This is a genomic window from Aeropyrum camini SY1 = JCM 12091, from assembly GCF_000591035.1.
GTDB lineage: Archaea > Thermoproteota > Thermoprotei_A > Sulfolobales > Acidilobaceae > Aeropyrum > Aeropyrum camini.
In genome coordinates this window covers 1,301,270-1,326,763 of sequence record NC_022521.1, presented here as the reverse complement: position 1 = coordinate 1,326,763, position 25,494 = coordinate 1,301,270, and the positions used below count along the sequence as shown (strand labels likewise).

Sequence of the window (25,494 nt, the reverse complement as noted above, 5' to 3'; positions counted from 1 at the left end):
CCACTTGGGGCTCGGTCTGGTTGGGGCGTGCAGCCGCCGTGGCCGGCGTTGCCAAGGCCTGTCGGATATGGTATCTAAAGCCAGCTTCCATAGCCATAGCCACAATACTACCTATGGCCGCTGCAGTTTATTTAGGGCTGGAAGACGCCGTCTTCGCTGGCCTAGTGGCCGTCTATTGGGTTCTAGGAGCTATAGTTTACAGGGTCTCAAGCAGCTTTATAGCAGGCTTCTCAGTGCTATCCCTCCCCCTCTACCTCTGGCCCCCGGGCGATGGTACTCCGGTCAACCCCTCCGTCTACGCCGCACTCTCGCTCCTGGCCGCGGTCTCTGCAAGGGTTTTTGCAAGGCCTAGAATTGAAGGCCCTTATATCGACCCCTCTATAGAAGCCGTGGTACTGGCGGGTAGGTTTAGTCCGGCGGCTCTGGCAACTGCCGTCGGCTTTTCAGCAGCACTATGGCTAGGTTTCCCTCCCCCCAAGGTCTCCCTGCCTCCATGGCTTGCCTTAGTCTCGGCTGCCGCGGCATCTATAATGCTCTCACCATTCTCCACAGGCAGGCTATCCGGCGTGGTCTTGGGCCTCGCATCAATATTTGGCCCCGCATCCCTCCTTGTTTCCTCGCTGGCAGCATCCTTCAAGCCCTATTGCTACTCGTGCCCGGGACGTAGGATCGAGGGTGATCTAGTGCTCGCCATAGCCAGGACCTGGCCAACCCGGGGGCTTGAGGTCCTAGCCGATGGTAGGGTGGTGGCATGCGCTGCAGGCGAGCCCCGGGTGGGTGAAAGATCGTTCACGGCTAAAGACCAGTATGAGACCCTTGAAGGAGAGGGGTGGACGGTTAAGAAGATCCTGAAGATGGGGGGAGAGCTCGTATACCACGGCTGCAGGGGGGAGGTGCTGGTGGTGGCGCCGCGTAACACTAACTCCGGTGTGAAAGAGTTGAATAGGCCTGAAGCCTATCCACCTTAAGGGTGCAGCTCCTATTGTCGGAAGATGTTGAGAGGGAGGAGGAAGTCGTAGCCGAGGAAGAGCCGGGGAGTCTCGAGCTGGTGACAGAGGAGGCTGCCGCAGAGGAAGCCGTGGAGGAGGAGGCTGAGGATGAGGTTGCATATATCTTCGACATAACAAAGCCAGAACTCATAGATGTTATGCTGAAAGTAGCTGACACGCTAGAAGCAGTCGCTAAAGGCGACACTACTGTAAGCGAGGCCCTAGCCTACCTATCCACAGAAGGTATTGAAGAGGTCCTGGCGCAGACTAGAAAGCCCGTTAAGAAAAGATCGAAAACTAAGGCCAAGAAGAAGGAGAAGAAGGCTGCTGCAAAGAAAACCAAGGCTAAGACTAAGAAGAGCTCCAGCGGAAAGTCGAAGAGCAAGAGTAAATCCAAAAAAGCTTCTTCAAAATAGACCCCATATCCATACCTTATCCTTATCTATAGTTTGAGGCTTAGCGGTTACCCGACGTGCAAATACATCTAGCTATCTCCAGCCTGAGGGCGATCCCAGGGGGCCCAGGAAATCAGGGGTGCCCTAAGCTATCTCCAGCCTCTTTATCGCGACCTCGTATCCCATGCTTCTGAGTATCTCTGCAAGAGTCTCCTCGTTTATCCTCCTGTCAAAGTGTATGCCGACTATCCTCTTGTCGCCCTCCTTAACCAGCTTTACCTTGTCTACTATAACTTTGCCCAGTATCATATCGTTCATGCTCTTTGAGGGCACTATATAGTCTTTGAACTTCTTCTTCGCCATATCGTAGAACGCGTCGAAATTCCTGATTATCCTGTAGGTCTCGCTGGCGTCCTGCGACTCGAACCCCAGCCTCCGAGTAACCTCTTTGAGAAGCCTCTCAGCCTCGGAAGCCTCGAGCTCGATATACTTATACTTCCCCAGGTCGACGACTATCTCCACCACACCCTTCTCCGGCATATTCCGCACCCCCTCATTAGATCGAGATATCCACGTTATATATCCTAGCTAATCCACCCTACACTATTGGATATGCTGGGGGCGTGTTGGATAGCGCCTCTCGGGGGTGTGTGTGGTTGTTCAGGCTGGTTTACACTGCATCGACTAAGTTCAAGTATATTGCCCAGACCCTGGCTAAGATAAACGATGAGGGCGTCTTCGAGTTCTCTCTTGACGGTTTGAGAGCGTGGATAATGAGCCCCGATAAGACTAGCCTGGCTATACTGGAGATGCCTTCGCTTAGCTTCGACGAGTACATGGTTGAGGAGGAGATGAGGGTAGTTTTGAGGACGGACGAGCTGAATAAGATATCGAGGAGGGCCACGAGAAACGATGACATTGTTTTCCAGTGGAATGCGGAGGAGCAGGCTCTTGAAGTGGAGTTGAGAGACAGGAAGCTGGGGTTCTCCCGGAAGTTCCTGGTTCCCGCCACCTCCGTTGGTGCGGAGGAGATGAGGAGGCTCAAGCTCGAGCCCACGGTGTCCTTCACCATTCTAACTGACGACCTTAAAGCAATGATCCAGGATGTCAAGGTCGTAGGCGACTTCGCCGAGTTCGAGGCCAGCGAGGGGCAGGTAGTCGTTAGGAGCCAGGCCGAGGAGAAGGAGTACGAGTGGGTTATGAAGCCCGGCGATGTGCTTCTCAGCCTGGAGGTTGAGGAGAACGCTAAGTCGATATACTCTAGGCAGGTCCTGGAGATAGCCACAAAGCCCGTGGGGGCCGCCGAAAGCGTTAAAGTATCGTTCGCAAGCGACTACCCGATGAAAATAGAGTACACATTCCCAAACGGTGAGAAGATGGAACTTTATATGGCGCCCAGCCTAGCTGGCTAGGGGGTAGCATTACGGGGTCTCTTTCCTAATCCTCCTAGAGAGCTTGCCGCCTCCAGGCCCCCCGCCCGGTTTTGCCCTTCTAACGGATTCAAGCAACTCCACGTCAACATCCGTCCTCCTATGCCTGGCCCTTCCGCCGCCGCATCCCATGTATGCACCTAGTAGGTTGAAGCAGTGACCACAGATAGGATGGTCTCCACACTCGTAGGCTGCGGGGCTCCTCCCACACATGCTACAGGCCAGCCACCTCAACACACCCCTGGGCATGGTAACCTCAACACCCCGTCCACCGTCATGCTGGTCGGCATCGCGGCACTTATAGGGTGTAAGCGCTGAAGCCATCATCCCTCGCCGCGGCCTACCCCAACGGGCTCCTCCCAGGGCTTGTAGCCCGCCGCGGATGCCGCGGTTCATCGGTTGAGGCCAGTATACCCTATTGGATAAATTGTGGTGATAACGCTTAGCCCGTTAGCCTAGCTCCCGCACCAGCCTCCCAGCCTCTGTTTAAACCTTAGAGCGTCGTCGAAGGAGTGTATGTTGTTAAACATTACGTACGCCTCCCTCCACCCGCCACCACATATTATTGACGCTAGCATCTCCAAGTCGCTGTCCGTATACTTATACCTATAGTTCACCTCGGCACCACCCAGCCCGTGGAGCCTCGCATACACTATCTCCTGTCCTCGAGGCGGTAGCCTCTCCCTCAGAACGTCCCCGGCTATTATGAGGCCAGCCTTCCTAGCAGTTTCCTCTAGGAGATCCCGGTTATTCCACCAGGTTCCCCTGGGCTCCCACGCTATAGTGAAGCCTCCTCTCTCCACATTATTGAAGAACTCTACCACCCTTTCCGAATTGTCTTCCGAGGCTCTAAATGTAGCGGGCGTCTGGACGACGATAATCCTAGCCTTGAGGGCTGAGGCTGACTCTAGGGTTACGCTCCACGCCCAGAGATTCTCCCTGGTGAGCTTGAAGCCGCCGTACGCACTTCTATCCCCCACGACCTCCCTCTTCAGCCTCCTCCACAACCGGAGGTTGTAACCATGCGTGACAAGCATCCAAGCCTTAACTGTGAACTCGAAATTCTCCGGCGCCTCCCTCCTCCAGCTTTCCAGCTGGCTCTTGGGAGGCGGGTCGTAGAATGTCTGCTGCACCTCCACTGCGTCGAGAAGCCTGTAATGGATTCTCCTCCCCCTCTGGAAGCCGCAGGTTCCCACCACTACACGCAAGAAGCTGCCCCTCCCGGGCTTCGAACTATATTTCCCCGGAGTCTTGAGTCTATTAAAGGGGGTTGGACTATGGCCAGGGGTGTCTCGCAACTGCTATCCAGTCCCGTGGAAGAGGCTGCTGGGAAAGAGGTTCCCGTGCTAGACAAGGACTTCTCCCTCGCCGAGATACTGAAGGCTATAGAGAAGGCTAAGGTTGATAGAGCCTTCCTTACAGAGGGTAATGCCATAAGGGGCGTTCTCACGTTCCGGGATGTGCTGGATAAGATTGCAACTGTTAGGACGAAGCAAGCCTATATTGGGGGGCTTCACGGCAGCAGCTTCATGAACGAGCCAGTAAAGTATGTCCAGGCGGGTGAGGAGCTGTCGAGAGCGCTTGAAATAATGGCTAACGGGATGTTCACCAGCATCCCAGTGGTTGATAGCCAGGGGTCGGTGGAGGGTGGTATAACTAGGTTTGAGCTGGCAAAACTTGTTAAGGACCTAGAGGTCTCCCAGGATGCCAGTGTCAGGGATGTCATGAGGACGTTCCTTGTGAGCGTGAACCTGCAGACAAGGATCCTCCACGTTAGACAGCTGCTCTACGAGTATGATATTAGCGTTATACCGGTTATGGATGAGGGCCGCTTCATAGGAGTGGTAGGTCTGGACGAGCTGCTTGCCGTGATAAAGAGCTTCTACAACCTAGCGAGGGGGGAGCCCAGGAGGCATACCCCGCTGAAGTACGTCATAGTCGCTGACGCAATCAGGATGAGGCCGCCTGTAGTGACGCCTGATGCAAGCCTGGCGGAAGCAGCCGAGAAGATGTTGGAGAAGAGGTATAGGGCTGTTATAGTTGTTGATAATGAGAAGCCCGTGGGCTTTATCAGCGGTATCGAGCTCGTTAACTTCCTCCTAGCGAGAAAGTAGCTACCCACCCCAGGGCCACCGATAGAAGCTGCAAGACGGCTACCCTACATCAGCAGGCTTGAGACGTGCTGGCGGTAGGTTAGAGGCGCCGAGTCTCGGCGGTGAGACCTGTGGAGGAGGAAGAGGAGAGGAGAGGTAGAGGGGCGAGGTTTATAGTAGACTCTATGCTGGGTAGCCTGGCTAAATGGCTTAGGCTGATGGGTTATGACACCCTATACTCAAGAACATACTCAGACTGGCAGATACTTAGGATAGCCAAGAGTTCCGGGAGGATAATAGTAACTAGGGATAGATGGCTGCACAGCAAGGCTAGAAAGATGGGCTTGAAATCCATATACATAGAATCCCTTTCAACCCAGGAGAGGCTTGCAGAGCTTGCGGCTAAGGCCAGAGTGGATCTTACCCTCGACCCTGGGAGGAGCAGGTGTCCCCTATGCAACGGAGAACTCAAGCCCGTGGACAAGGAGGCCGTTAGAGATAGGGTCCCCGAGGCTACCTATAGCGTCGTCGACAAGTTCTACGTCTGCACACGCTGCGGAAAAGTGTATTGGGAGGGGGCTCACTGGAGGAATATGAGGAAAACCCTTGAGGAGGCTATTAAGCTTAGTAGGCTCAGAAAATCCTAGGCTAAGGGGGGTGCAGCAGGAGATTGGGTATAGTCGATACAGCCAGGGAGTACATAGTCGCCTGGCGCCGTATACTAACCCTAGCCAGGAAGCCTGACGACGAGGAGTACTCGCTGCTCCTCAAGCTGAACTTGCTGGGGTTCACACTAGTGGGCGGTATAGGCTACTTGATACACATAGGCTACATAATATTAACTTCCGGGTGAGGCCTTTGGACGGAGAGGCTGACGCGAGGTTCTACGCCATACTTGTAACTAGCGGTGCTGAGGTTAATGTTGCAACCATAATAGCCGAGAGAGTTAGAGCACTAGGCCTGGACATAAGGAGCATAATAGTACCCCCCAGGATAAAGGGCTACGTAATACTAGAGGCACACGACCCCGGGGACGTGTACGACGCCACGAGGGGGCTAAGGCATGTGAAGCGGAGGCGGCCACTCATACTCAAATTCGAGGAGGTTATGAAACTTGTCAAGCCTGAGGTAGAGATACCGGCCTTGAAGCCCGGCCAGGTCGTCGAGATAGTGGCGGGCGCGTTCAAAGGTATGAAGGCCAAGGTTATAGACGTAAACCAGGCTAAAGGCCAGGTCACAGTATCCCTACTAGAGCCCCTCTTCAGAGCTACAGCCACCATACCAATCGACGAGGTCAGACCCCTGGAGGAGTAGCACACACAGCCCCCAGCAGGCTCCCCCTCTTCTTTACGAATTTAACCCTGCGTTCCTCTAGCTCTCTGAGGGTGTAGGCATTATGGTAAAGGGAAGCCAGGTGAAGCCCTCGACCACCGAGCTGCTGCTCAAGGCTGTGGGGGCTAAGGCGCCCAGCGGCGATCCCATCCACCAGAAGATTGGGGATCTGCCTTTCGAGAAGATAGTTGAGATAGCTATTGAGAAGAAGCCGGACCTCCTGGCAAAAACCCTGAAGGCTGCGGTAAAGACTATACTCGGCTCGGCCAGAAGCATAGGTGTGACTGTAGATGGGAAAGACGCCAAAGAGGTGACTAGGCAGGTAGATGAGGGTGTTTACGACGCGGTCCTAGCCAAGTACGAGGGAAAGTGGGAAGAGGCGGAAGGCTAATAATATATCCCCTATGATGCTCTAGGCCAATAGGGGGTGTTGTGCTTGTCGCAGGAAGCAGTGTTCGCCAGCATCGAGGAGGCTATAAGCAAGTCTCTGAAGCTGGGTAGGGGTAAGAGGTTCAAGCAGTCTGTGGAGATTATAGTGGCGCTTAAGGATATAGACTTGAAGAGCCCGCAGGCCAGGATAAGGGAGACTGTCTTCCTTCCAAACAGGCCTCCCAAGGAGGCTAAAGTGTGCGTCGTTGCTCATGGAGACATGGAGCTCCAGGCCAGGGAGGCGGGAGTCGAGGTCCTGAACCGGCAGGATCTCCAGAACCTCTCGCAGAATAAGAGGGAGATTAAGAAGCTGGCCCGGAGGTGCTACTGGGTTCTTGTAAGGGCCGATCTTATGGGCCTCGCAGGCAGGATACTTGGCCCCGCACTAGGGCCTAGGGGGAAGGCTCCCGTGCCTGTGCCGCCCAACGCGAACATAAAGGATTTGATAGAGAGGTATAAAGCGGCCGTGTGGGTTAGGATTAGGAACCAGCCCCAGGTTATGGCCAAGATTGGTACTGAGGATATGAGCCCTAAGGAGCTTGCTGAGAACGCGCTCGCCGTAATACAGGTTATAGAGAACAGGCTTGGTAGAGGTAAGATCGCAAGGGTTTACGTGAAGAAGACTATGGGGCCGCCTGTCGAGGTCCCCGCTCTAGGTTGAGGGGGGTGTGAACGGTGAGCCTTGTAGGGCAGATGTATAAGAGGGAGAAGCCTATACCCGAGTGGAAGACTCGAATGCTAAGGGAGCTTGAGGACCTCTTCAGGAAGCACAGGGTTGTGCTGTTTGCAGACCTCACAGGCACGCCGACATTCGTTGTGCAGAGGGTGAGGAAGAAGCTTTGGAAGAAGTATCCTATGATGGTGGCTAAGAAGAGGATTATACTCAGGGCTATGAAGTCGGCTGGCGTCGAGCTTGACGAGAATCTCTTGGACGATCTAGTCAGGGGTCAGATGCTCCTTGTCTTCGCAGACGGTAACCCCTTCAAGATCGTTAAGGAGGTGGAGAAGGAGAAGGTTGCCATGCCCGTCAAGCCTGGGGATAAGGCTGAGTCGGAGATCAGGATACCAGAGGGGATGACAAACCTCACTCCCGGCCCTATACTGAGCGTCTTCGGGAAGCTGCGCATCCAATACCAGGTGAGGGGTGGTAAGATCTACATAGCCAAGGAGACTGTCGTGGCGAAGCCGGGCGACACAATAAGCGAGGACCTGGCCGGGCTCCTTATGGCGCTTGGGATAAGGCCTATTGAGAAGGGGGTTAGGGTCAAGTTCGCGTTAGACGGGGGCGTGCTTATAACCGAGGAGCTCCTGAGGCCGGACATAGATGCTCTCAGAAGCGATATCCTGGAGACAGCGAAGGAGGCCCTAGGCCTAGCCGCGGAGATAGTCTACATCCCAGTGCCTGAAGCCGTCGAGGCAGCCATAGTGAAGGCGGCGCTTGCTGCCTCCGCGGTGGCGGCGGAGACAGGGTTTATAGCGCCCGGCACTGTAGAGGATGTTGTCAGAAAGGCTATAGCCGAGGAGGCGGCAGTCGTGGCTCTCCTGGGCGACAAGGCGGGAGAGCTGGGAATAGAAACGGCCGCCCCGGCGGCAGCACCAGCAGCAGAAGAGAAGGCCGAGGAGGAGAAGAAAGAGGAGGAAGAGGAGAAGAAGGAGGAAGACCAGGAGCTCAGCGGACTCGACAGTATCTTCGGCGGCTTCTAAACCCTTATTAGGGCGAATAGGAGACTTTCGGGAGAGGATTAGGGTGATACGACATGGCCCAGGAGGGGAAGGCGTATATACACCTCGCCCTAGCCATCTACTACGCGGGCGGTAAAATAGATGAGGAGACACTCAAGAAAGCAGCCGAAGCAATAGGGCTACAGGTAGACGAGGCTAAGATAAAGATGCTGGTAGCCAGCCTGGAGGAGGTGAACCTGGAGGAAGTGCTGAAGCAGGCCGTGGCAGCCCCAGTAGCAGCCGCGGCGGCCGCCCCGGCGGCAGCACCAGCAGCAGAAGAGAAGGCCGAGGAGGAGAAGAAAGAGGAGGAAGAGGAGAAGAAGGAGGAAGAGGTCGACCTCTCCGGCCTCTCAGGCATGTTCGGCTTCTAAGGAAACCGGCAACACGCTTGACAGCCGAATCCACCACTCCCCATCCAAAGCCCCTTGGCACAGCTTTTCCCCCCAGCTCTCCCATGTTTTGGCTAGTCCAACGTTGCGATCCATGTTCGGCTGATAATTAAGACAAATTTAGCCCTCTCGCACTACGTTCTTATGATTCAAGGGGTGCAGAGGCCTGGTTAGTGTAGACCCTTCAGAGTATCAGCTAGAGTTCTTTAGGGAAATGGGCTTCCTTAGGAAGGAGGGCTCTAGGTGTAGAGAGGCGTTCTGGACTCTAAATCCGGAGTTTAGCGAGCCGCAGGACGCGCCCTGCGTTGAATACTGGTTCGACAGGGTCAAGTCTGTACCTGGCATGAGTGTGGGGGAGGCTCGTGAGGCTTTCCTTAGCTTCTTCGAGAAGCATGGCCACACGAGGGTTCCCCCAAGGCCCGTGGTTGCTAGGTGGAGGGAGGACCTCTACCTAACTATAGCCAGCATTGTGGTGTTCCAGCCCCACGTTACAAGCGGCCTGGTGCCCCCTCCCGCGAACCCCCTGGTCATAAGCCAGCCTAGCATAAGGCTTGAGGATATCGACAATGTTGGGATAACTATAGGGCGGCACCTGACCTCCTTCGAGATGGCTGCACACCACGCATTCAACTACCCCGATAAGCAGGTTTACTGGAAGGAGGATACGGTGAGGCTCGCCTTTGAGTTCTTCACACAAGTACTCGGCATACCTCCGGAGCTTATAGTGTTTAAGGAGTCATGGTGGGAGGGCGGCGGTAACGCGGGGCCGAGCTTCGAGGTGGCTGTCGGAGGGCTCGAGCTAGCCACGCTGGTGTTCATGAAGTATAGGGTTGTGGACGGGAGGTATGAGGAGATACCGCTAAAGATAGTTGACACGGGTTATGGGGTTGAGAGGCTAGCGTGGTTCACCCAGAAGACTCCGACTGCCTTCCATGCCATATACGGCAGGCTTGTTGACGACTTTAGGAGCATGCTCGGCGTCGACAAGCCCGATGACAGCGTTATGTGGGCTGCATTTCGGGTTGCAGGCTTCCTAGATCCTGAGGATCCCGAGAGCCTGAGAAGCTACTACCATAGGGTGGCCTCCGCCACAGGCCTTGACACAGACGCTGTTAAGACTATCCTCACCAGGGAGGCGAGGCTCTATAGCGTGCTGGACCACACCAAGACAATAGCACTCATGCTTGGAGACGGCATAGTGCCGAGCAACTCCGGCGAGGGCTATTTAGCCAGGCTTGTCGTTAGGAGGGCGCTAAGACAGCTATCACTACTGAACGCCGAGGCCCCGCTGGTCGACCTTGTAGAGAGGCAGGTTAAGTTCTGGATGAGAGACTTCCCACAGCTTAGAGAGAACCTGGACTATATACTCGACGCTGTGTCCCTTGAGGAGGAGAGGTTCCGCGAGGTCCTGAGGAGGGCCAGGAGCGTGGTGGAGAGGGAGATAAAGAGGAAGAGGAAGCTGGGTGTAGACGACCTAGTAAGACTGTACGACAGCATGGGCATACCGCCCGAGATAGCAGCCGAGATAGCGTCAAGCCGGGGGGTAGTGGTTGAGGTTCCCCACAACTTCTACTCGCTAGTGGCGGCGAGGCACAGAGGTCCTGAGAAGGTGAGGGGGTATGGCTTCGAGGAGGCGAAACTCCCTAGGGATGTGGTGGAGTGGGCTAGCGGGTTTGGCGAGACGAGAAGGGTGTTCCACGAGGACCCCTACGCTAGGTCGTGGAAGGCGAGGGTTCTCGGCGTCAGGGGCCGCTACCTCGTAACAGACTCCACGATTTTCTACCCCACCGGTGGGGGGCAGATACATGATACAGGGCTAGTGAGAGTTAACAACCAGCAGTACAGGATAGTAGACGTCCAGAAGGTGGGAGATGCTATAGTCCATGTCGCCGAGAGGGATATTTCCGCTGAGCCGGGTGACGAGGTTGAGATGGAGATTGACTGGGAGAGGCGCTACGCCATAATGAGGCATCACACGGTAACCCATGTTCTTATAGCCGCGGCTAGGAGGGTATTAGGCCGCCATGCATGGCAGGCTGGGGCAGAGAAGACCGAGGAGAAGGGTAGGCTCGATATAACACACCACAAACCTCTGACACGGGTTGACATAGAGAAGCTGGAGAACGTTGTGAACCAGGTTATAAGGGAGAGGCGCAGAGTTTGGGAGGAGCTTGTGGATAAGAACGTCGCGGAGGAGAGGTACGGGTTCACGATATACCAGGGCGGGGTTCCCATGGAGAAGAAGCTTAGACTGGTTTTCGTGGAGGACTGGGATGTAGAGGCCTGTTTTGGAACGCACGTCAGAAACACTGGGGAGATAGGAGGTTTCAAGATCGTATCCCACTCTAGAATACAGGACGGCGTCGTCAGGCTAGAGTATGTGGCTGGTGATAGGGTTGCTATGTACGCGCGGGAGCTGGAGGAGAGGCTAGCCCGCATTGGAGACGCCGTAAAAGCATCCCGGGGGCAGGAGGAGGCTAGAGTTAGGGGGCTCTTAGCCAGCCTCGAGGAGGCTAGGGCGGACCTCAAGAGGTATAGGGAGTATTGGGTTAAGATGGTTGAAGAGGCGTATGCATCCAGAGCCAAAGAGGTCCAGGGGGTTAAGATACTTGCCGTGGAGTCGATCGAGAGGGACAGAAGGACTGTCCAGGATATACTTAGGAAGCTGACCTCAAGGCATGAGGACCTCATAGCAGCTCTCGTTATAGAGGGTGAAGGCTACACTCAGGTCGAGATGGCTGCGGGCTCTACGGCCGCGGAGAAAGTCGACCTGGGTGCGGTGGTAAAATCGGTTTTAGAGAGGGTTAGAGGCCGCGGAGGGGGGAGAGGTAGCTATGCAAGCATGAGAGTGGAGGGAAGGCTTTCCGCGGCCGAGCTGGAGAAGCTGCTGGCCGAGGCGATTGAGAAGAAACTGTAGACTTGTATGCACTACCTTATTCGAGCACGGCGCCCTTCGACCTCTCCACCAGGTTTACCACAGCCTCGAGGGAGCTTGGCACAGTCTCCACCATGGGTATTTCTACAAGCACGCAGGGCTTCCTACACACTCCAGACCTAATCTCGTTTAAAGCTTTAGACTGGATCTCTTGGACGCCTAGGCGCGAGGCTATGTCAGCGGGGAGTATCCTGTTGACGACTATTATGGACGGCTTAGCACCCATGCTCTCGAGGAACTCCACCGTCTTGCGGGCCTCGTAGACGGGGAGCGGCTCTGGAGTCGCGACTATGGCGAACGAGGTCCTCTCCCTGTTACCCAGATCCCTCGATAGCCTTGAATACCTCTCTTTCAACTCTCTCAGCCTGTCGAGCACAGGATCGTCCACCTCCGGCTCCCGCCCTATGCTCCTCGCTATGACATACCTTAAACTGACTATCCTCTCCCTGATCCCTATCAGGCTCTCGATCCAGAATGTGTAGAGCCTGGGTAGACCAAGTATCCTGAGCGTCAGCCCGGTTGGAGGCGTGTCTACAACCACATACCTAAACCTCGTGTCGCTGTAGAGCTCCAGTACTTTCCTGAGATACACCTCCTCTTCTAGGCCTGGCGCGTTCTTGACTATCTCCACAGTGCTTTCTAGGTTTAGAACCTTCAGGCCCGGCATGATACGCTTCATCAGCGTCATGTACTCGGAGCTGAGTTTGTCGATATCCCCGCCTGTGTCGAACTGCATGGCGTATAGGCTCCCTCTAACGTTGTAAACCCTGTTAACCTCCTCCAGCCCTAGATACTCCTGAAGATGCTTAGCCTGGTCTAGGCTGATGACTAGTGTCTCGCCTAGCCTCGATAAGAGGGTTGCCAACAGTATGCTGACCGTAGTTTTCCCCACACCCCCTTTGCCAGTTACAAAAACCACATGCGGACCCTCGCTGCCAGTGATAGCGGGTATGGCCTTCTCCACCAGCCCTCCTAAACCAACACCGCCCACGGCTCTCTATCCTCCTAGGCTCGCATAAGCCGCTAACCCGTCTCTATACTTGGCGTGTTTCTCAACCATAACAGCTATCTCCTCCTCCATATGAGCAGCCAGCTCTACCGCAAGGCCCAGCGGCGCTAGGGGCATTCCAGCCAGGCTACCTATTATGACTGTGGCGAAGACGTTTTCAAGCTCCTCAAGCTCCATCTGCAGAGTATCAATAGCATGGCCAGACATCATAGCCCTTAGGGTTATTGCCAGCTCGTGGAACATGCCTTTAAGCACTTCCGAAAGCTTATAGACAGCCTGTACGAGGGATACAGGCATGACTTGTCATCCCATTAGTTAAAAAGTGTGTTGATGCAGGGTGAAAAAGAGTAGTGGCGGGTAAAGAATTATGCCTGCTGCTGCGTCGCAGCAGCCTGGCCGCTGAGCCTGTTAAAGTTGATCACGAACAGGGCGAACAGCAGCAGGCTGAGCAGTAGGGTGAATAGTATCATGGAGCCTGCGCCCACCTGCTGTATAACAGGCAGTACTGGCAGTACCACAAGGAGCCACCACGCCAGTCCCGCAGTCACTGTTACCCAGAGGAATAGGGAAGGCAGTAGTATCAGCAGTCCTGTCCCGCCCCTCACGTTTAGCACGCCGTAGACCCAGAGGGCACTTGTCAGTAGGGCTATGGCGGCGAGCATCTGGTTTGCTCCGGCGAAGGCAGGCCAGACTACGTTATATGCTGCCCTGTATCCAGTGCCTATCTCGAGAACCGGGTACGCCATAGCGCTGCCTATTATCACCACTACTAGGCTAGCCACCCACTTGTTGGTGATTATGGAGTATAGGTTCTTATCAACGTTAGCAAGCCAGTCGAATAGCTCCTGCCAGGCGAACCTGGCAAGCCTTGTACCCGTGTCGAGGGTGGTGAGGACGTACATGGAGAGCATGAGGCTTGCGAACAGGGTGAAGAAGCTGTATCCCGTGTCGAAGCCCACTCCGAACATCTCGAACGTCTTCGCAAGCGTGTAGCCGTAGCCCACCGCGTATCTCGGTACAGCAGCGAGCTCCAGCATGTTGTTCTCTATAACGCCCTTCTGTATAAGCTCTGGGGCGTTCCACGCGAAGGATATCGGTATTATAACGGCCAGGCCGGAGAGGGCTCCCTCGAGGAGCATTGCACCGTAGCCTACGAAGAGGGCGTCAAGCTCGCTTGCTAGCTGCTTGCTCGTCGTGCCCGAGGCAACTAGGCTGTGGAACCCGCTTAGGGAGCCGCAGGCTATTATGAGCGGTATGGCCGGCCAGAACGGTGTTGGCTGGCCAGCTATTATGTTGGGCTGGAAGGATGTGTACGCCGGCCCTTTGAGGCTCTGTGTTCCGAGTAGTATGGCTGCTATCGCAGCCAGACCTAGGCCAGCCCAGAGTATGTAGGCGTTTAGATAGTCCCTAGGCTGCAGTAGATACCATACTGGCAGGCTAGCCGCGAGGAGCGCGTAGAGCCCCAGTATTATGACCCACCTGTGATAGGCTACCCAGCCTCCTTCTCCGGGTGGGAGGCTCGGGTCGAAGGTGCCGATCACCACGCCGTGGTTGTAGGAATATATGAACGCGGCGACGACTAGAACAATTGTTATAGCTGTTGACGGCCCCATACCAAGGCCCATCCTATACATCATGATGCCTAGCAGTAGGGCTAAGGGCATGAAGAGTATAGATAGCGTTGCAACCCTCGGGTCTCTAGCGAAGAGCGATGCTGCTATGCTTGCGAAGGCAGCGTAGACTAGTATCAGCGTGAACAACACGTATATCAAGAAGAGGTACCTAGCCCTTCTCCCCATCAGATTCTCGCCAACGCTAACTATAGAGATGCCCCCGTACCTCACGCTCGCCATTAGGGATAGGTAGTCGTGGACGGCCCCCATGAAGACGTTGCCGAAGAGAACCCAGACTAGGGGGAGAAGCCAGCCGTAGGCCATAGCTATGGCCGGGCCGACTATAGGTCCGGCCATAGCTATGCTGGCGAAATGGTGGCCGAAGAGGACGAACCTGTGGGCGGGTACGTAGTCTACCCCGTCGAACTTCGCTATAGCTGGTGTTTCCCTCTCTGGGGACGCCCTAACGACCTTCTCCTGGAGTATATTCCTACCGTAGAAAAGGTAGGCCACAGCATATATCGCCAGTATAATAGCTACCAGGATTAGTATAGGCATACTCACAGCAAATCACCTCCCCGCCGCCTTCTTAACAGCTGCTGGCGTCTCGCCGAAGAGGAGAGCAGGGCCTATCAACACGGCGAACCATCCAAGTATCAGGGCGGCAGCGTCCGCGGAGAACTTCTCCGTAGACCCTATCGTCTCGTTCACAAAACCCGAGTATATAGCATAGAGTATCAGCAGCACTCCGACAGCGGTGAGGAGAGCACCTGCTGCCTGCTTCGGCTCCACTAAACCCACCCCCACATAGTGGGTAATGCTGCTCTAAGTTTCTATAATAGAATGTTCTATAGTTAATAAAGTAGGGTAAGGAGAATGTATATAATCCTAAAAATTTCACTGGATAATACTGAGAGGTCTATTAAACTCCATCCTCGCCACGGGTGACATAGACTCTACTCCAGCTCCTGGCCAGTGTCCCCAGCATTAGCCTCTGGGAATCACATACAAATCCACGGGCCTGTCTAGGGTGGAGAAACAATTCAGCTTTGTAGACCAATTATTGCTATAGTGGGTGAGGCTTATTAATGGCCCGGTCTGTTATAGTCTCGGCAAGCGCGGTCTACTCTCATGAAGGTGATTACATGGGGGACTATGTTCTCGTGGAAAACGGGCGTGTGGAGACTGTTAGCAGGGGTGAACCCCAGGTTTCTGTGGGGAAGAAAATGTCTCTCGAGGGGGTCCTCCTACCTCCGCTGGTCGATGCCCACCTGCACATGCGCTCCTTAGGGGCTAGCTTCAGGATAGTCAACCTAAAGGGAGCCGCTTCCCCGGAGGAGGTTGCCAAGAGGCTAGCAGCGGCCGGTTCGCCCATAGCGGTGGGCAGAGGGTGGAACGAGGAGGAGTTCCAGCCGGGGTCTAGCCTTGATAGGAGGGTTTTGGATTCTTATCTAGGTGATAAGCCTGCCCTCGCTGTTAGGATTTGTGGGCATGTAGCCGTCGCAAACTCCGCCTTCATCAGGGAGACGGGGATCGACAAGCTCTACCCCAATCTTGTCGATAAAGAGAGGGGCCTTCTCCTCGAGGACGCCGTCTCATACGCAGTATCCGTAGCCATGAAGACGTTCAATAACGAGGAGCTCCTTAGGGACGCGGCCGCAGCGCTAGCCTCGGTAGGGGTGTTTGGGGTCTCTTCAATGGCGTGCAGCGAGGATGAGGTCCTCGCCCTATCTAGGGTTGGCGATACACTGGAGGTTAGGGTGGCGTGCTATCTGAGGCGCGGTGTAAATCCGCCGGCTAGAAGGGAGGGTGTGAAATGGGGTGTTGTGGGGGTGAAGCTTTTCGCCGACGGGAGCCTTGGGGGGCGAACCGCCTACCTGAGAAACCCCTACATCTCGGGAGAGCGTGATGGGTGGCGAGGCTTGAAACTACTCTCCAGCGGTGATATAGAGGAGGCTGCAGTATCCAACAGCTCACTGGGTCTTGCAACAGCGGTTCACGCTATAGGCGATGCCGCGCTGGACGAGGTCCTGGAGGGTTTCAGCAGGGCTGTTTCCAGGGGTGTAGAGCCGGGGATGCTTAGGGTAGAGCACGCTAGCCTAGCCTGGCCCAGCCAGATAGAGAGGCTAGCCAGCCTTCGCGTGTGGACTGTTGTGCAGCCTATGTTCAGGGTTAGCGACTGGTGGCTGGAGAGCAGGGTGGGGGCTGACATGCTTCATGCAGCCTATCCCTTCGCCTCAATGCTCAAAGCCGGCGTAAAGCTCGCGATATCGACCGACGCTCCAGTAGAGACTTACGACCCCGCTGAGACTTTCAAGGCCGCGATAGGCTTATGCAGCTCGAGGCTCTGCAGGGAAAGCGAGTCCCTCACGCCCAGGGAGACCCTCAAGCTCTACACCCTAAACTCCGTCCTAGCCTCGGGAGGCCCCGTATTAAGCCTTGCCAGGCTCCAGCGGGGGGTGCCGGCGCTTTTCGCTGTGGCTAACGTTGACATCCTCAACTCTGGTCGCAGAGAGCTGGAGAACTTGAGGTTTAAAGGACTTAACCTCGAGAGATAGCTGTTTCCGAGAACACCGCAACAACTGCTAGCTATTGGAGCGGCTGGCTGAGGCTGATAGTAGCTCTCTCCCCACGGATGGGCGACGGCTGGAGCGAGTATCCTGGTTAACCAACACCGCTGTAAGGCAGCGGGGACGGGAGCTAGCAGTACTTATATATTCTCAACTCTAGGCCGCATATCTTCACTATTAACACCTCCATTTTAAATCCACTAGAATAACACAATTCAGTCTAATAAGGTGGGGAACGGTATGGTATTTCCCTTCGCCTCCTCGGAGGATTTTAGGATAGAGCTTACGGAGGAGCACGAGCTGTTTAGGAAGTCTATAAGGGAGTTCGTAGAGTCTAAGGTTTTGCCTCGCTGGAGGGAGATTAAGGAGACTAATAGAATACCAGAGGAGATACTAAAAGAGGCTGCAGAGCTCGGAATCTTCGGCGTAGGTATACCTGAGGAGTATGGCGGCCAGGGTGGAGGCCATCTTATGACTGCTCTTTTGACGGAGGAGATAGCGAGAGCTGTTCCCGCGCTAGGCGTGACTATAGGGGTTAACCACCTCTTCGCTGTCCCTATACTCCTCTTCGGGACGGAGGATCAGAAGAGGAAGTATGTGACCCCTATAGCACAAGGGAAGGCGAGGGGCGCGCACGCCAACACAGAGCCCACTGGGGGGAGCGACGTAGCGGGGATAAGGTCGACTGCCCGCAAGGTTAACGACCATTACGTGATAAACGGTAGAAAGGTCTTCATAAGCGGTGCCAAGGATGCCGACTACCTCGTAGTATCCGCCAGGACCAGCCCGCCGAGGGAGGATAAGAGGTGGTGGGGGATAAGCGTGTTTATAGTTGAGAAGGATATGCCCGGTCTTAAAATAGGGCAGCAGTTTAAGGTTCTTGGCATGAGGGGCGAGCAGCCTTACGAGGTTATACTAGAGGATGTTAAAGTCCCCGCCGAGAACTTGGTTGGAAATGAGAACGAAGGTTTCAAGGTAATAGTGTCGACATACGACTACACAAGGATAGGTATAGCGGCCCAGGCTGTGGGCATAGCGCAGGCCACGTTCGAGAAAGCCCTAAACTACGCGCTCCAAAGGGAGGTGTTTGGGCAGCCTCTGATACAGTTCCAGATGATAATAGACAAGCTTGCTAACATGTATATGAAGCTAGAGGCGGCACGCCTCCTCACTTACTGGGCGGCCACGCTGGCTGATAAAGGCAAAAGAGAGTTTATAGTAGCAGCCAGCCTCGCGAAGGCCTTCGCAACAGAGGCCGCTGAGTGGATAGCGAGGCAGGCCATACAGATCCACGGGGGCTATGGAGTAGACCCTGAGACCGGTGTTGAAAGGTACCTAAGAGACGCCATAATAACGACGATTTACGAGGGTACAAACGAGATACAGAGGCTGACAATAGTCAGACAGCTCGTCAGGCAGGCCTTCGGCCTTAAATTCTAGCCCAGCTAAAGGGACAGGCCGCGAGAAGTATCTCCAAATCCAGCACCTTTTACCGGTTTAAGTAGAGGAGCCTAGAACGACTAGAATCCTAGAACAAACTGTTTCCCATAACCGCATCACCCTGTTTCTATAGTAGCATGGTTTTCACCGGCTATGGCCCCACCTCACACCACCCAAGGCCGGGAGCACCCGCTCCCACCGCCCAAAAAGCTCAGGCTAAAGAAGCCGTATAGGCGGAGAGAGTATGGGTCCTACCAAGACAAAAGAATACACATCTCAGCGGGGAAACCAAAATCTTACGTTTCCTACTTCCTTCCTTAAAATCCGAGTGTTTATCGCCAGTTCGATTCTAAAAGATCGCGTGGCCTTGGTTTACAGATCTAACCTCGAAGAACTGGCCTAGACCCAGGTCGTCTCTCACAACCTCAACGTCCTCGAGAGCCGTCCAGGGTAGGTTAACGTAACTGTAGGCTTCTTCGGCGGCCAGAGGTAGTACCTGGAAGCCTAGGGGAGCCTCTATTCCCCTCACAAGCTCTATCCTACCCACTATATCGTCGGGCATCTCAGCAGTTATAATATAGAGTTTTCTCCCCGATCTAACAACAGTGACCCTACCCCCGCTGAATGTAGATATCTTCCTCCTGAGAGCATCTAGCGGGAATGGTATGCCTGCTGTGGGACTAGCTCCTGATAATGGCTCTTCGATACATCGCACGGCGGACTCCACTATCCTAACAGATGCCTCGAGAGACTGGATCCCATCCTTTCTTCTGGGCCCGGGCCCCGCCGAGTAGAATATCATGTAGAGCCCTAGGTCCTCAACAAGGGTGCGCGCATAGTCTAGGAGTGCCACGTCGCTCCACTCTATCGAGGGGCACGAGTTGTATAGCAGAGCGTAGAGCCCGGAGAGGTCCTCGTCAACAGGCCCCTCAGCTATGCCACTGTACGAGAGCGATAGCAGAGCCTCCTTTGCCGCTCTCCACGACTTTAGTATAACCCATCTATAGTCTCCAGCCGCCATATCGCTCCACACGCTCTTGAGCGTTGACCTGGCCAGGTCTAGTAGAGCTTTAGCAAGCCTTACTCTCTCCCCGGGCAACTCCTTCGGGCCCCTTGATACCACTGTATACTATGTAGAGTTGAAATTAAGTGGTTCTAGCCTGCTAATAGGCTTATATAGCGCTACGGTGAAAGGCTTAGACCCCAAACCTGCAACCCTATCCAGCGGGGACCCCGTGTTGGTTGAGGTGAAAATTATAGACACAACGCCCGACCCGTTCTCGGGGAAGATGGGCAGCTACATACTAGTATCGCCGGATGGCGAAGCCGCTATGATTGACAGCGGGCCAAAGACCTCCTGGAGTCGAGTCGGCGAGGAGATACGATCTATGGGGGTCAGGCTGAAATATGTTATACTCACCCATATACACCTCGACCACGCTAGCGCAGCTGGCAGCATAGTGCGTAGCCTGGAAACCGTGGAAGCCGTCTTCGTCCACCCCAGAGGCGCCCGCCACATGGCTGATCCCGAGAGGCTCTGGCAGGCGTCAAAACAGTTTCTCGGAGACTATGCAGACTTCTTCGGCAAGCCAGAGCCTGTGCCGGAGAATAAAATCGTAGTGCCTGGTGACGGGGAGGTCCTCGAACTCTTCGAGGGGGTTAGGCTGCACGTTATCTACACGCCGGGCCATGCATCGCACCATATGAGCTTCTACCTGCCCGAGGGGAATATCATGTTCACGGGAGACTCGGCTGGCGTCTCCCTGCAGGACGATGACGGAACGTTGATAGAGTTCCCCACAACACCTCCCCCCTTCAAGCCGGTGGAGTATGTAAATAGTCTGGAGGCGATGGCGAGGTTCAGGCCGGAGAGGCTGGCGTTCGCCCACTATGGCGTAAGAGGAGAGGGCATGGAATACTTGAGGTGGCATAGGGAGGATATTATAAGGTGGATCAGGGAAGCTGTCGAGTATGTTTCGAGAGGCGGGGGTGACGCGGAGGAGCTCATGAGGCTTCTCGCAGACAAGCTTGAAAACGCTGGTAAAGCCTACAGGGCCAAGAACCCCATAATCTCGGAGTTCATGTACAGGGGGACTATACTGGGCTTGCTGGACACCGCCATTAGGGGGGAGTGGAAGAGGCTCCACTTCTAGGTCAAAACGCGTCACAGCACAAAGAGCGCCGCAGCCTGCACGGCGAGCAGAACTGCTAAAACTGCCTCTGGCAGGCCTAAAACCAGCCTCCTCTTCACACGTCTCAGCCTAAACCCCCTTAACTCCGCGGATATCCCCACCCAGACGGCCCTCTCCAGGGAGACGTTTAAGAGAGGAGCTATTATCGACATGTAGTCGCCTGGCGAGATGGGTATGGTCCTGTAGCCCCGCAGCCTCCTAACTGCCATGACCTCGCTCAGATCCCTCCTTATCAGAGGGAAGAGTCTGAGGGCGAAGGCAAGGCTGAAGGCCAACCCCTTAGGTAGCCCTAGCTCCTCGGTAAGGCTCCTCAAGGCATCTCTAGGGCTTACCAGTGAGACGAGGAGGAGCCCGGCGCCGGCAAAGCTGAAGACTCTCAACGCTATAACAGCCGTCGTCTCCACCGCGAACTGGGGTATCTCGACTACCCAGATCTTAGCCACCACCTCTCCCGGCTCCCTGGCGAGCCCTGTATAGTATATTGCTAGGGCGTTGAGGAAGGTGCCAATGACTGTTAGCGGTATTAGGAGCACTAGAAACCTATATCGAGCGAGGCCTAGCAAAAAGCCCGGCACGCCTGTGATTAGGAATGTAGCCAGCAGCTCCCTCCCACTCCCCACTATAGCTATAACGGTCACTAGAACGCCATAGATGAAGAGAGCCCATGGCCTAGGTTTAAGCCTGGCCACCGCCTTCAACCCCAGTGCCTCCAGGCCTCCTCCATAGCCTCAACAGCCCTGCGCTTATCGACCTCCGAGACTATTCCTTCCCTAACCATATACACCCTATCGGCCGTGTCGGCCACAAGCCTAACGTCGTGGGTGGCCACCACAACGGCAGAGTCAGTAGACAGCTCTAGCATGGCGGATCGCACACTCTCGTAGGCACTCTTGTCGAGCCCTGTAGTCGGCTCGTCTAGAAGAGCTAGTTTTGGCCTATACGCCAGGGCCACCGCTAGACCCACAATCCTCCTCTGCCCGTGGCTAAGGCTGTAGGGTGAAGAGTTCTTCAAAGCTCTATACCAGGAGAATCTGGAGAGCAGTCTTTCAGGATCGCCGCCGCCCCTGACCCTAGCCTCAGCCACCTCCCGCTCCAGCGTTGGTGCTACGAAAACGTAGTCCGGAACCTGAGGCACGTAGAAGCTCCTGCCTTTAACGCTAACCCTGCCCTCAATAGGCTTTAGCAGGCCAGCCAACGTTTTAAGTAGAGTAGTCTTGCCTGAGCCGTTGGGGCCAACTATAGCAACAACCTCCCCCCTACAAGCCTCGAACTCCGGTACCTCGACTGTGTAGCCCCCTCTATAGCCCGCTACAAGTCTACGTGCGGAGGCTATAGGCTCCTCGCAGACACTCCTACCCTCAGCAACACTAGGTTCTCCCGCGTCCACGCCAAGCTTCTCCAGAAGTTTTACGTCCGCCCCTGTGCCAGGAGACTCGTAGGCCATGGATCCGTCCCTAATTACTATAACGCGGTCGACCAGGTCCAGGAAGTAGCGTGCCTTATGCTCTATAACCACAACGTGCTTACCCCTATTCTTCATCTCCGCGACGAACCCTCTGACGCTGGCTATCGCCCATGGGTCGAGGCTCGCTGTAGGCTCGTCGAGCAACAGGTAGTCTGGGTCGTGAGCTATAGCCGCTGCTATTGTCACCCTCCGCTTCTCACCGCCAGAGAGGTCCTCTATGCTGTGGAACTCCTTGCCAGACAAGCCTACCTCCCTAAGCATCTTCATAGTCCTCTCTTCAATATCCCCGAAGCCGAGGTTCTCTAGTGTGAAGGCGACCTCGTCATATGGAGTGGGCATAGCCACCTGTTTTTCTGGATCTTGCAGCACAACGCCGACAAGCCTGGGGACCTCGTTGAATCCGCTGGGCGACAGCGGGTTAACCCCACCTAGCGATACGCTGCCCTCGACCCAGCCCTGCAACAGGTTTGTCAAGACCCCGGTGGATGCTAGGAAGAATGTGGTCTTTCCCGAGCCTGAGGGCCCGGCTATCATGATAACCTCTCCCTTCTCAACACTAACTTCAACGTTTCTCAACACAACCTTGCCCTGAGTGTACCCCGCACCCCTTATCGCGGCTCTGAGCAACACTATTACCACTTGAAAGTAGTAACAGGAGTTAGACTTTAAACACTGGCATATACACGGAGGCCTCAATCCCTAGGGCGCCTAGCAGCGTAGACAAGATCCTTGCCGACTGTCTCCCGAGTGGTTAGTAAAAACCAATATTACCACTAGTAAGTGGTAATATTTTTGACGGTGTTGGCTATGTCGGTGGGGGCCGGAAGCACACACGCGACCAGAACCTATTACTACTATATAGTGGACTTTGCCAAGCTAGGTGTAGTGGCGGTAATAGCTTCTATAATCTTCTACCTAGCCTGGTACGTCTACGACTTCGGCACTACACTGCTGGGGCCGATACTCGGCGTTATAGTCTCCTACGGCCTATGGTATACAGGCGCTATAATGGGAGCTGTCCTCGTCAGGAAGCCGGGCTCCGCCTTTCTAGGAGAAACCCTCGGAGCTTTCCTCGAAGCAATACTCCCCACGCCAGGGGGCTTCACAAACCTGGTCTACGGCGTCCTCCAGGGTCTAGCAGCAGAGCTTGTATACCTCTACCTAGGCTACCGCAACCTCACGGTGATAACCTCAGCCCTTGCAGGAGCGGCTTCTGGTGTGGGAGCTTTAATAGCTAACTTCGCACTCTATAGGGAACTCATCTTCGAAGTATCGCCGAAAGAGGGGGCTATACTTGTGGCGGCTGTAGCTCTAGCCTATGCAGCAAGCGGAGCCTTATGGGCCGCGATAGTGCATAAGACCCTGGAGACTACGGTAGCGAGGAGAGCCTAAGATACGCAGCGAGACACTATCTTTTTGACAGTATTACTCAGCACTTTTAGCTACTAAAATTAATTAAACAATCTACGGGTATGGAGCCTTGGTTCTAGTCGACACCGTGGGTGTAACAGAGCTAATCATAATATTCCTTATAGCGTTAATAGTGTTTGGGCCCGAGAGGCTCACAGAGATAGCGAGAAACCTTGGGACCGCAGTAAAAGAGTTTAGACGCGCCATGTCAGAGGCGGGTGAGGAGAGGAGGAAGAAGGGTCTGGATTAAGGCTGGAGTCCGGGAGCCTCCGAGGCCGCCGCTTTCCTAGACCGCGCCCCAAACCATACAGCCAGCTTCAATGCTATGAACAGGGGTAGAGTTAGAACGAGCATCCCAAGGCCCGTGCCGTCGGGGCTGATAACCGCGCCTAAGGCCAAGAGGCCGAGGAGCACCATCCTACCCTTATCGCCTGAGAGTATGTTTGGGCTCACTATCCCGGCCCTGACGGCCCCATATAGTAGAACGGGTGTCTCGTACAGTAGGCCAACCCCAACTATAACGAGTATGCTTGTCTGCAGTATGTTATTGACATCGGCGAACGCTACCAGCTTGTCACCTATAAGCACAACGCTTGTGATAAAACTTATAGCATAACCTAGGGGTAGAATAACCTTAAACGCTATTAGAGCCCCGAGAATGAAGAGGCCAACTGCTATGGGGCCGAGTGTCCTGACAAACCTGTCCTCATGAGGGTAAAGCGCGGGCTTTATGAACGCATAAAGCTCGTACGCCAGGAGGGGGCTAACCACTAGTAGCCCCATGAGGAGCGCGGTTTTTATAAGCAGGGAGAGGCCGGCGAAGGGGCTCGTCTGTATGAGCCTCACCTCTACATGGTACCCCAAGACGTCTACAGAGCTGGGTACCACCGAGTTTATAAAGTACTTTGTGAACACGGTCAACAGCGGAACATAAGGGGTTATACTCACCGGGACCAATGGGACGATTATCGATGCCACAACAAAAGCTATAGCAACCTTTCTCAACCGCATTATAAGCTCTTGAACGTGGAACCATACGTCAGCCTCGATATCCCTATTCTCCTCAACCCGCTCCTCTTCAGCGACAGCGCCCGCACCCAATCCTTTCTACTCCCTAGTATATCAAGTATATCTCATCCTAGGCTTAGATATCTTAACCTCCCAGAACGGAGATGCCTGGCTAGGTATGCCGAGACTTTAGTAAGATAGCATATTAACATAGACCCTCCATATAAATAGTTTGGATGGTGGGTGTAATGATAATACCAGGAGTTAACGTCCTCCTAGGCCAGGCACTGATACCAGTAGGAGTAGCACTGCTAATCATACTTATACTGCTGTCGATGAGCATAAAGATAGTCAGGGAGTATGAGAGAGCTGTCATCTTCAGGCTTGGAAGGCTTATAGGGGTTAAAGGCCCTGGGCTATTCCTCATAATCCCCTTTGTAGACACCCTTGTAAAAGTCGACCTTAGAATAGTGACTGTTGACATTCCGGAGCAGAGGACTATAACCAAGGATAACGTGACTGTTGGTGTCGATGCCGTCGTCTACTACAAGGTCTTCGACCCGGAGAAAGCTGTTGTTAGGATAGAGAACTACCACTACGCTGTAGTCATGCTGGCGCAGACTACTCTCAGGGACGTTATAGGACAGGTAGAGCTTGATGACCTCCTCACTAAACGTGAGGAGATTAACAAGAAGCTACAGGAGATTCTGGACCAGCTAACAGATCCGTGGGGGATTAAAGTAACGGCTGTCACGATAAAGGAGGTTAAGCTGCCGGAATCCATGCTAAGAGCGATGGCGAAGCAGGCCGAGGCAGAGAGGTGGAGGAGGGCTAGAATCATAGAGGCCGAGGGAGAGAGGCAGGCTGCCAAGATAATGGCTGAGGCAGCCGAGTTTTACGAGAAGCACCCGGCAGCGCTGAGGCTGAGGGAGCTGCAGACACTCATAGAGGTGGCTAAGGAGAAGAACCTGGTGGTGGTGACACCACTTAAAATGGGGACGGATGACATGATGGGCCTCATGGCCCAGAGTATGCAGGGTAGGATAATAGAGAGGAGAGAATGAGGGTTTGGA

General features: G+C 54.7%; 28 protein-coding genes and 1 pseudogene. 18 read left to right on the top strand and 11 right to left on the bottom strand.

What is annotated here, in order from left to right; translation table 11 throughout:
• The first annotated feature begins 20 nt into the window (after window positions 1–20).
• The gene (locus tag ACAM_RS06960) at window positions 21–968 is read left to right on the top strand and encodes a hypothetical protein (RefSeq protein ID WP_022542113.1); all 948 of its coding nucleotides are present in this window, start codon (window positions 21–23) and stop codon (window positions 966–968) included.
• Window positions 969–982: 14 nt separating this feature from the next.
• Window positions 983–1,405, top strand: coding sequence for a hypothetical protein (locus tag ACAM_RS06955; RefSeq protein WP_022542112.1), 423 nt, complete (start codon window positions 983–985; stop codon window positions 1,403–1,405).
• A gap of 123 nt (window positions 1,406–1,528) precedes the next feature.
• Here the strand turns inward: ACAM_RS06955 and ACAM_RS06950 are convergent, their stop codons facing one another.
• A complete protein-coding gene (locus ACAM_RS06950; RefSeq protein ID WP_022542111.1) occupies window positions 1,529–1,924 on the bottom strand; it encodes a hypothetical protein in 396 nt (131 codons plus the stop codon).
• Window positions 1,925–2,040: 116 nt separating this feature from the next.
• Between ACAM_RS06950 and ACAM_RS06945 the strand changes: the two genes are divergently transcribed.
• Window positions 2,041–2,796 (top strand): DNA polymerase sliding clamp, encoded by a 756-nt coding sequence (locus ACAM_RS06945; protein ID WP_022542110.1) that lies wholly within the window; start codon window positions 2,041–2,043, stop codon window positions 2,794–2,796.
• A gap of 9 nt (window positions 2,797–2,805) precedes the next feature.
• Here the strand turns inward: ACAM_RS06945 and ACAM_RS06940 are convergent, their stop codons facing one another.
• Both ACAM_RS06940 and ACAM_RS06935 read right to left on the bottom strand, forming a co-directional pair.
• Complete coding sequence (locus ACAM_RS06940; RefSeq protein WP_148706464.1) at window positions 2,806–3,138, bottom strand: hypothetical protein; 333 nt, start codon at window positions 3,136–3,138, stop codon at window positions 2,806–2,808.
• Window positions 3,139–3,269: 131 nt separating this feature from the next.
• On the bottom strand, window positions 3,270–4,013 hold the full coding sequence (locus tag ACAM_RS06935) for a DUF72 domain-containing protein (protein ID WP_232502343.1): 744 nt from the start codon (window positions 4,011–4,013) through the stop codon (window positions 3,270–3,272).
• A gap of 78 nt (window positions 4,014–4,091) precedes the next feature.
• On the opposite strand from ACAM_RS06935, the gene ACAM_RS06930 reads away from it, so the two are divergent.
• The 9 genes and pseudogenes from ACAM_RS06930 to alaS all read left to right on the top strand — a co-directional run bounded on the left by ACAM_RS06930 (window position 4,092) and on the right by alaS (window position 11,696).
• On the top strand, window positions 4,092–4,928 hold the full coding sequence (locus ACAM_RS06930) for a CBS domain-containing protein (RefSeq protein WP_022542107.1): 837 nt from the start codon (window positions 4,092–4,094) through the stop codon (window positions 4,926–4,928).
• Window positions 4,929–5,038: 110 nt separating this feature from the next.
• Complete coding sequence (locus tag ACAM_RS06925; RefSeq protein ID WP_022542106.1) at window positions 5,039–5,554, top strand: Mut7-C RNAse domain-containing protein; 516 nt, start codon at window positions 5,039–5,041, stop codon at window positions 5,552–5,554.
• 23 nt (window positions 5,555–5,577) lie between these two features.
• Window positions 5,578–5,760, top strand: coding sequence for a protein translocase SEC61 complex subunit gamma (locus ACAM_RS06920; protein ID WP_022542105.1), 183 nt, complete (start codon window positions 5,578–5,580; stop codon window positions 5,758–5,760).
• A 5-nt stretch (window positions 5,761–5,765) separates the two neighbouring features.
• Window positions 5,766–6,221, top strand: coding sequence for a transcription elongation factor Spt5 (locus tag ACAM_RS06915; RefSeq protein WP_022542104.1), 456 nt, complete (start codon window positions 5,766–5,768; stop codon window positions 6,219–6,221).
• A 106-nt stretch (window positions 6,222–6,327) separates the two neighbouring features.
• Window positions 6,328–6,630 (top strand): annotated as a pseudogene (rpl11p, locus tag ACAM_RS06910) (50S ribosomal protein L11); the annotation flags it as partial.
• A gap of 45 nt (window positions 6,631–6,675) precedes the next feature.
• On the top strand, window positions 6,676–7,329 hold the full coding sequence (locus ACAM_RS06905) for a 50S ribosomal protein L1 (protein ID WP_022542102.1): 654 nt from the start codon (window positions 6,676–6,678) through the stop codon (window positions 7,327–7,329).
• 14 nt (window positions 7,330–7,343) lie between these two features.
• Window positions 7,344–8,372, top strand: coding sequence for a 50S ribosomal protein L10 (locus tag ACAM_RS06900; RefSeq protein ID WP_022542101.1), 1,029 nt, complete (start codon window positions 7,344–7,346; stop codon window positions 8,370–8,372).
• 53 nt (window positions 8,373–8,425) lie between these two features.
• Window positions 8,426–8,761: a 50S ribosomal protein P1 gene (gene rpl12p / locus ACAM_RS06895; RefSeq protein ID WP_022542100.1), complete on the top strand. Its 336-nt coding sequence runs from the start codon at window positions 8,426–8,428 to the stop codon at window positions 8,759–8,761.
• A gap of 184 nt (window positions 8,762–8,945) precedes the next feature.
• Complete coding sequence (gene alaS / locus ACAM_RS06890) at window positions 8,946–11,696, top strand: alanine--tRNA ligase (protein WP_148706461.1); 2,751 nt, start codon at window positions 8,946–8,948, stop codon at window positions 11,694–11,696.
• 16 nt (window positions 11,697–11,712) lie between these two features.
• On the opposite strand, the gene ACAM_RS06885 is transcribed toward alaS, so the two are convergent.
• The 4 genes from ACAM_RS06885 to ACAM_RS06870 all read right to left on the bottom strand — a co-directional run bounded on the left by ACAM_RS06885 (window position 11,713) and on the right by ACAM_RS06870 (window position 15,128).
• Window positions 11,713–12,705 (bottom strand): ArsA family ATPase, encoded by a 993-nt coding sequence (locus ACAM_RS06885; protein WP_148706460.1) that lies wholly within the window; start codon window positions 12,703–12,705, stop codon window positions 11,713–11,715.
• 6 nt (window positions 12,706–12,711) lie between these two features.
• Window positions 12,712–13,020, bottom strand: a complete 309-nt coding sequence (locus ACAM_RS06880; RefSeq protein ID WP_022542097.1) for a DUF7990 family protein — start codon at window positions 13,018–13,020, stop codon at window positions 12,712–12,714.
• A gap of 68 nt (window positions 13,021–13,088) precedes the next feature.
• Window positions 13,089–14,894 (bottom strand): carbon starvation CstA family protein, encoded by a 1,806-nt coding sequence (locus tag ACAM_RS06875; RefSeq protein WP_022542096.1) that lies wholly within the window; start codon window positions 14,892–14,894, stop codon window positions 13,089–13,091.
• Window positions 14,895–14,906: 12 nt separating this feature from the next.
• Window positions 14,907–15,128, bottom strand: coding sequence for a hypothetical protein (locus tag ACAM_RS06870; protein ID WP_022542095.1), 222 nt, complete (start codon window positions 15,126–15,128; stop codon window positions 14,907–14,909).
• Window positions 15,129–15,424: 296 nt separating this feature from the next.
• Between ACAM_RS06870 and ACAM_RS06865 the strand changes: the two genes are divergently transcribed.
• Both ACAM_RS06865 and ACAM_RS06860 read left to right on the top strand, forming a co-directional pair.
• Window positions 15,425–16,894 carry an amidohydrolase gene (locus tag ACAM_RS06865; RefSeq protein WP_022542094.1) on the top strand — a complete coding sequence of 490 codons (1,470 nt, stop codon included), beginning with the start codon at window positions 15,425–15,427 and terminating at the stop codon, window positions 16,892–16,894.
• Window positions 16,895–17,146: 252 nt separating this feature from the next.
• Window positions 17,147–18,346, top strand: coding sequence for an acyl-CoA dehydrogenase family protein (locus tag ACAM_RS06860; RefSeq protein ID WP_022542093.1), 1,200 nt, complete (start codon window positions 17,147–17,149; stop codon window positions 18,344–18,346).
• Window positions 18,347–18,695: 349 nt separating this feature from the next.
• Here ACAM_RS06860 and ACAM_RS06855 read toward each other — a convergent pair whose 3' ends face one another.
• Window positions 18,696–19,445: a hypothetical protein gene (locus ACAM_RS06855; RefSeq protein ID WP_022542092.1), complete on the bottom strand. Its 750-nt coding sequence runs from the start codon at window positions 19,443–19,445 to the stop codon at window positions 18,696–18,698.
• Between the two features lie 148 nt (window positions 19,446–19,593).
• On the opposite strand from ACAM_RS06855, the gene ACAM_RS06850 reads away from it, so the two are divergent.
• A complete protein-coding gene (locus ACAM_RS06850) occupies window positions 19,594–20,499 on the top strand; it encodes an MBL fold metallo-hydrolase (RefSeq protein WP_232502342.1) in 906 nt (301 codons plus the stop codon).
• 11 nt (window positions 20,500–20,510) lie between these two features.
• On the opposite strand, the gene ACAM_RS06845 is transcribed toward ACAM_RS06850, so the two are convergent.
• The gene (locus tag ACAM_RS06845) at window positions 20,511–21,227 is read right to left on the bottom strand and encodes an energy-coupling factor transporter transmembrane component T (RefSeq protein WP_062661490.1); all 717 of its coding nucleotides are present in this window, start codon (window positions 21,225–21,227) and stop codon (window positions 20,511–20,513) included.
• A gap of 5 nt (window positions 21,228–21,232) precedes the next feature.
• Window positions 21,233–22,630 (bottom strand): ABC transporter ATP-binding protein, encoded by a 1,398-nt coding sequence (locus ACAM_RS06840; RefSeq protein WP_022542089.1) that lies wholly within the window; start codon window positions 22,628–22,630, stop codon window positions 21,233–21,235.
• 180 nt (window positions 22,631–22,810) lie between these two features.
• Between ACAM_RS06840 and ACAM_RS06835 the strand changes: the two genes are divergently transcribed.
• On the top strand, window positions 22,811–23,395 hold the full coding sequence (locus tag ACAM_RS06835; RefSeq protein ID WP_062661496.1) for an ECF transporter S component: 585 nt from the start codon (window positions 22,811–22,813) through the stop codon (window positions 23,393–23,395).
• A gap of 88 nt (window positions 23,396–23,483) precedes the next feature.
• Complete coding sequence (locus ACAM_RS06830) at window positions 23,484–23,663, top strand: Sec-independent protein translocase subunit TatA/TatB (RefSeq protein WP_022542087.1); 180 nt, start codon at window positions 23,484–23,486, stop codon at window positions 23,661–23,663.
• Here the strand turns inward: ACAM_RS06830 and tatC are convergent.
• Window positions 23,660–24,514 carry a Sec-independent protein translocase TatC gene (gene tatC, locus ACAM_RS06825; RefSeq protein ID WP_022542086.1) on the bottom strand — a complete coding sequence of 285 codons (855 nt, stop codon included), beginning with the start codon at window positions 24,512–24,514 and terminating at the stop codon, window positions 23,660–23,662. The genes ACAM_RS06830 and tatC overlap by 4 nt on opposite strands.
• A 155-nt stretch (window positions 24,515–24,669) precedes the next feature.
• Between tatC and ACAM_RS06820 the strand changes: the two genes are divergently transcribed.
• Window positions 24,670–25,485: a slipin family protein gene (locus ACAM_RS06820; protein ID WP_022542085.1), complete on the top strand. Its 816-nt coding sequence runs from the start codon at window positions 24,670–24,672 to the stop codon at window positions 25,483–25,485.
• Window positions 25,486–25,494 lie beyond the last annotated feature (9 nt).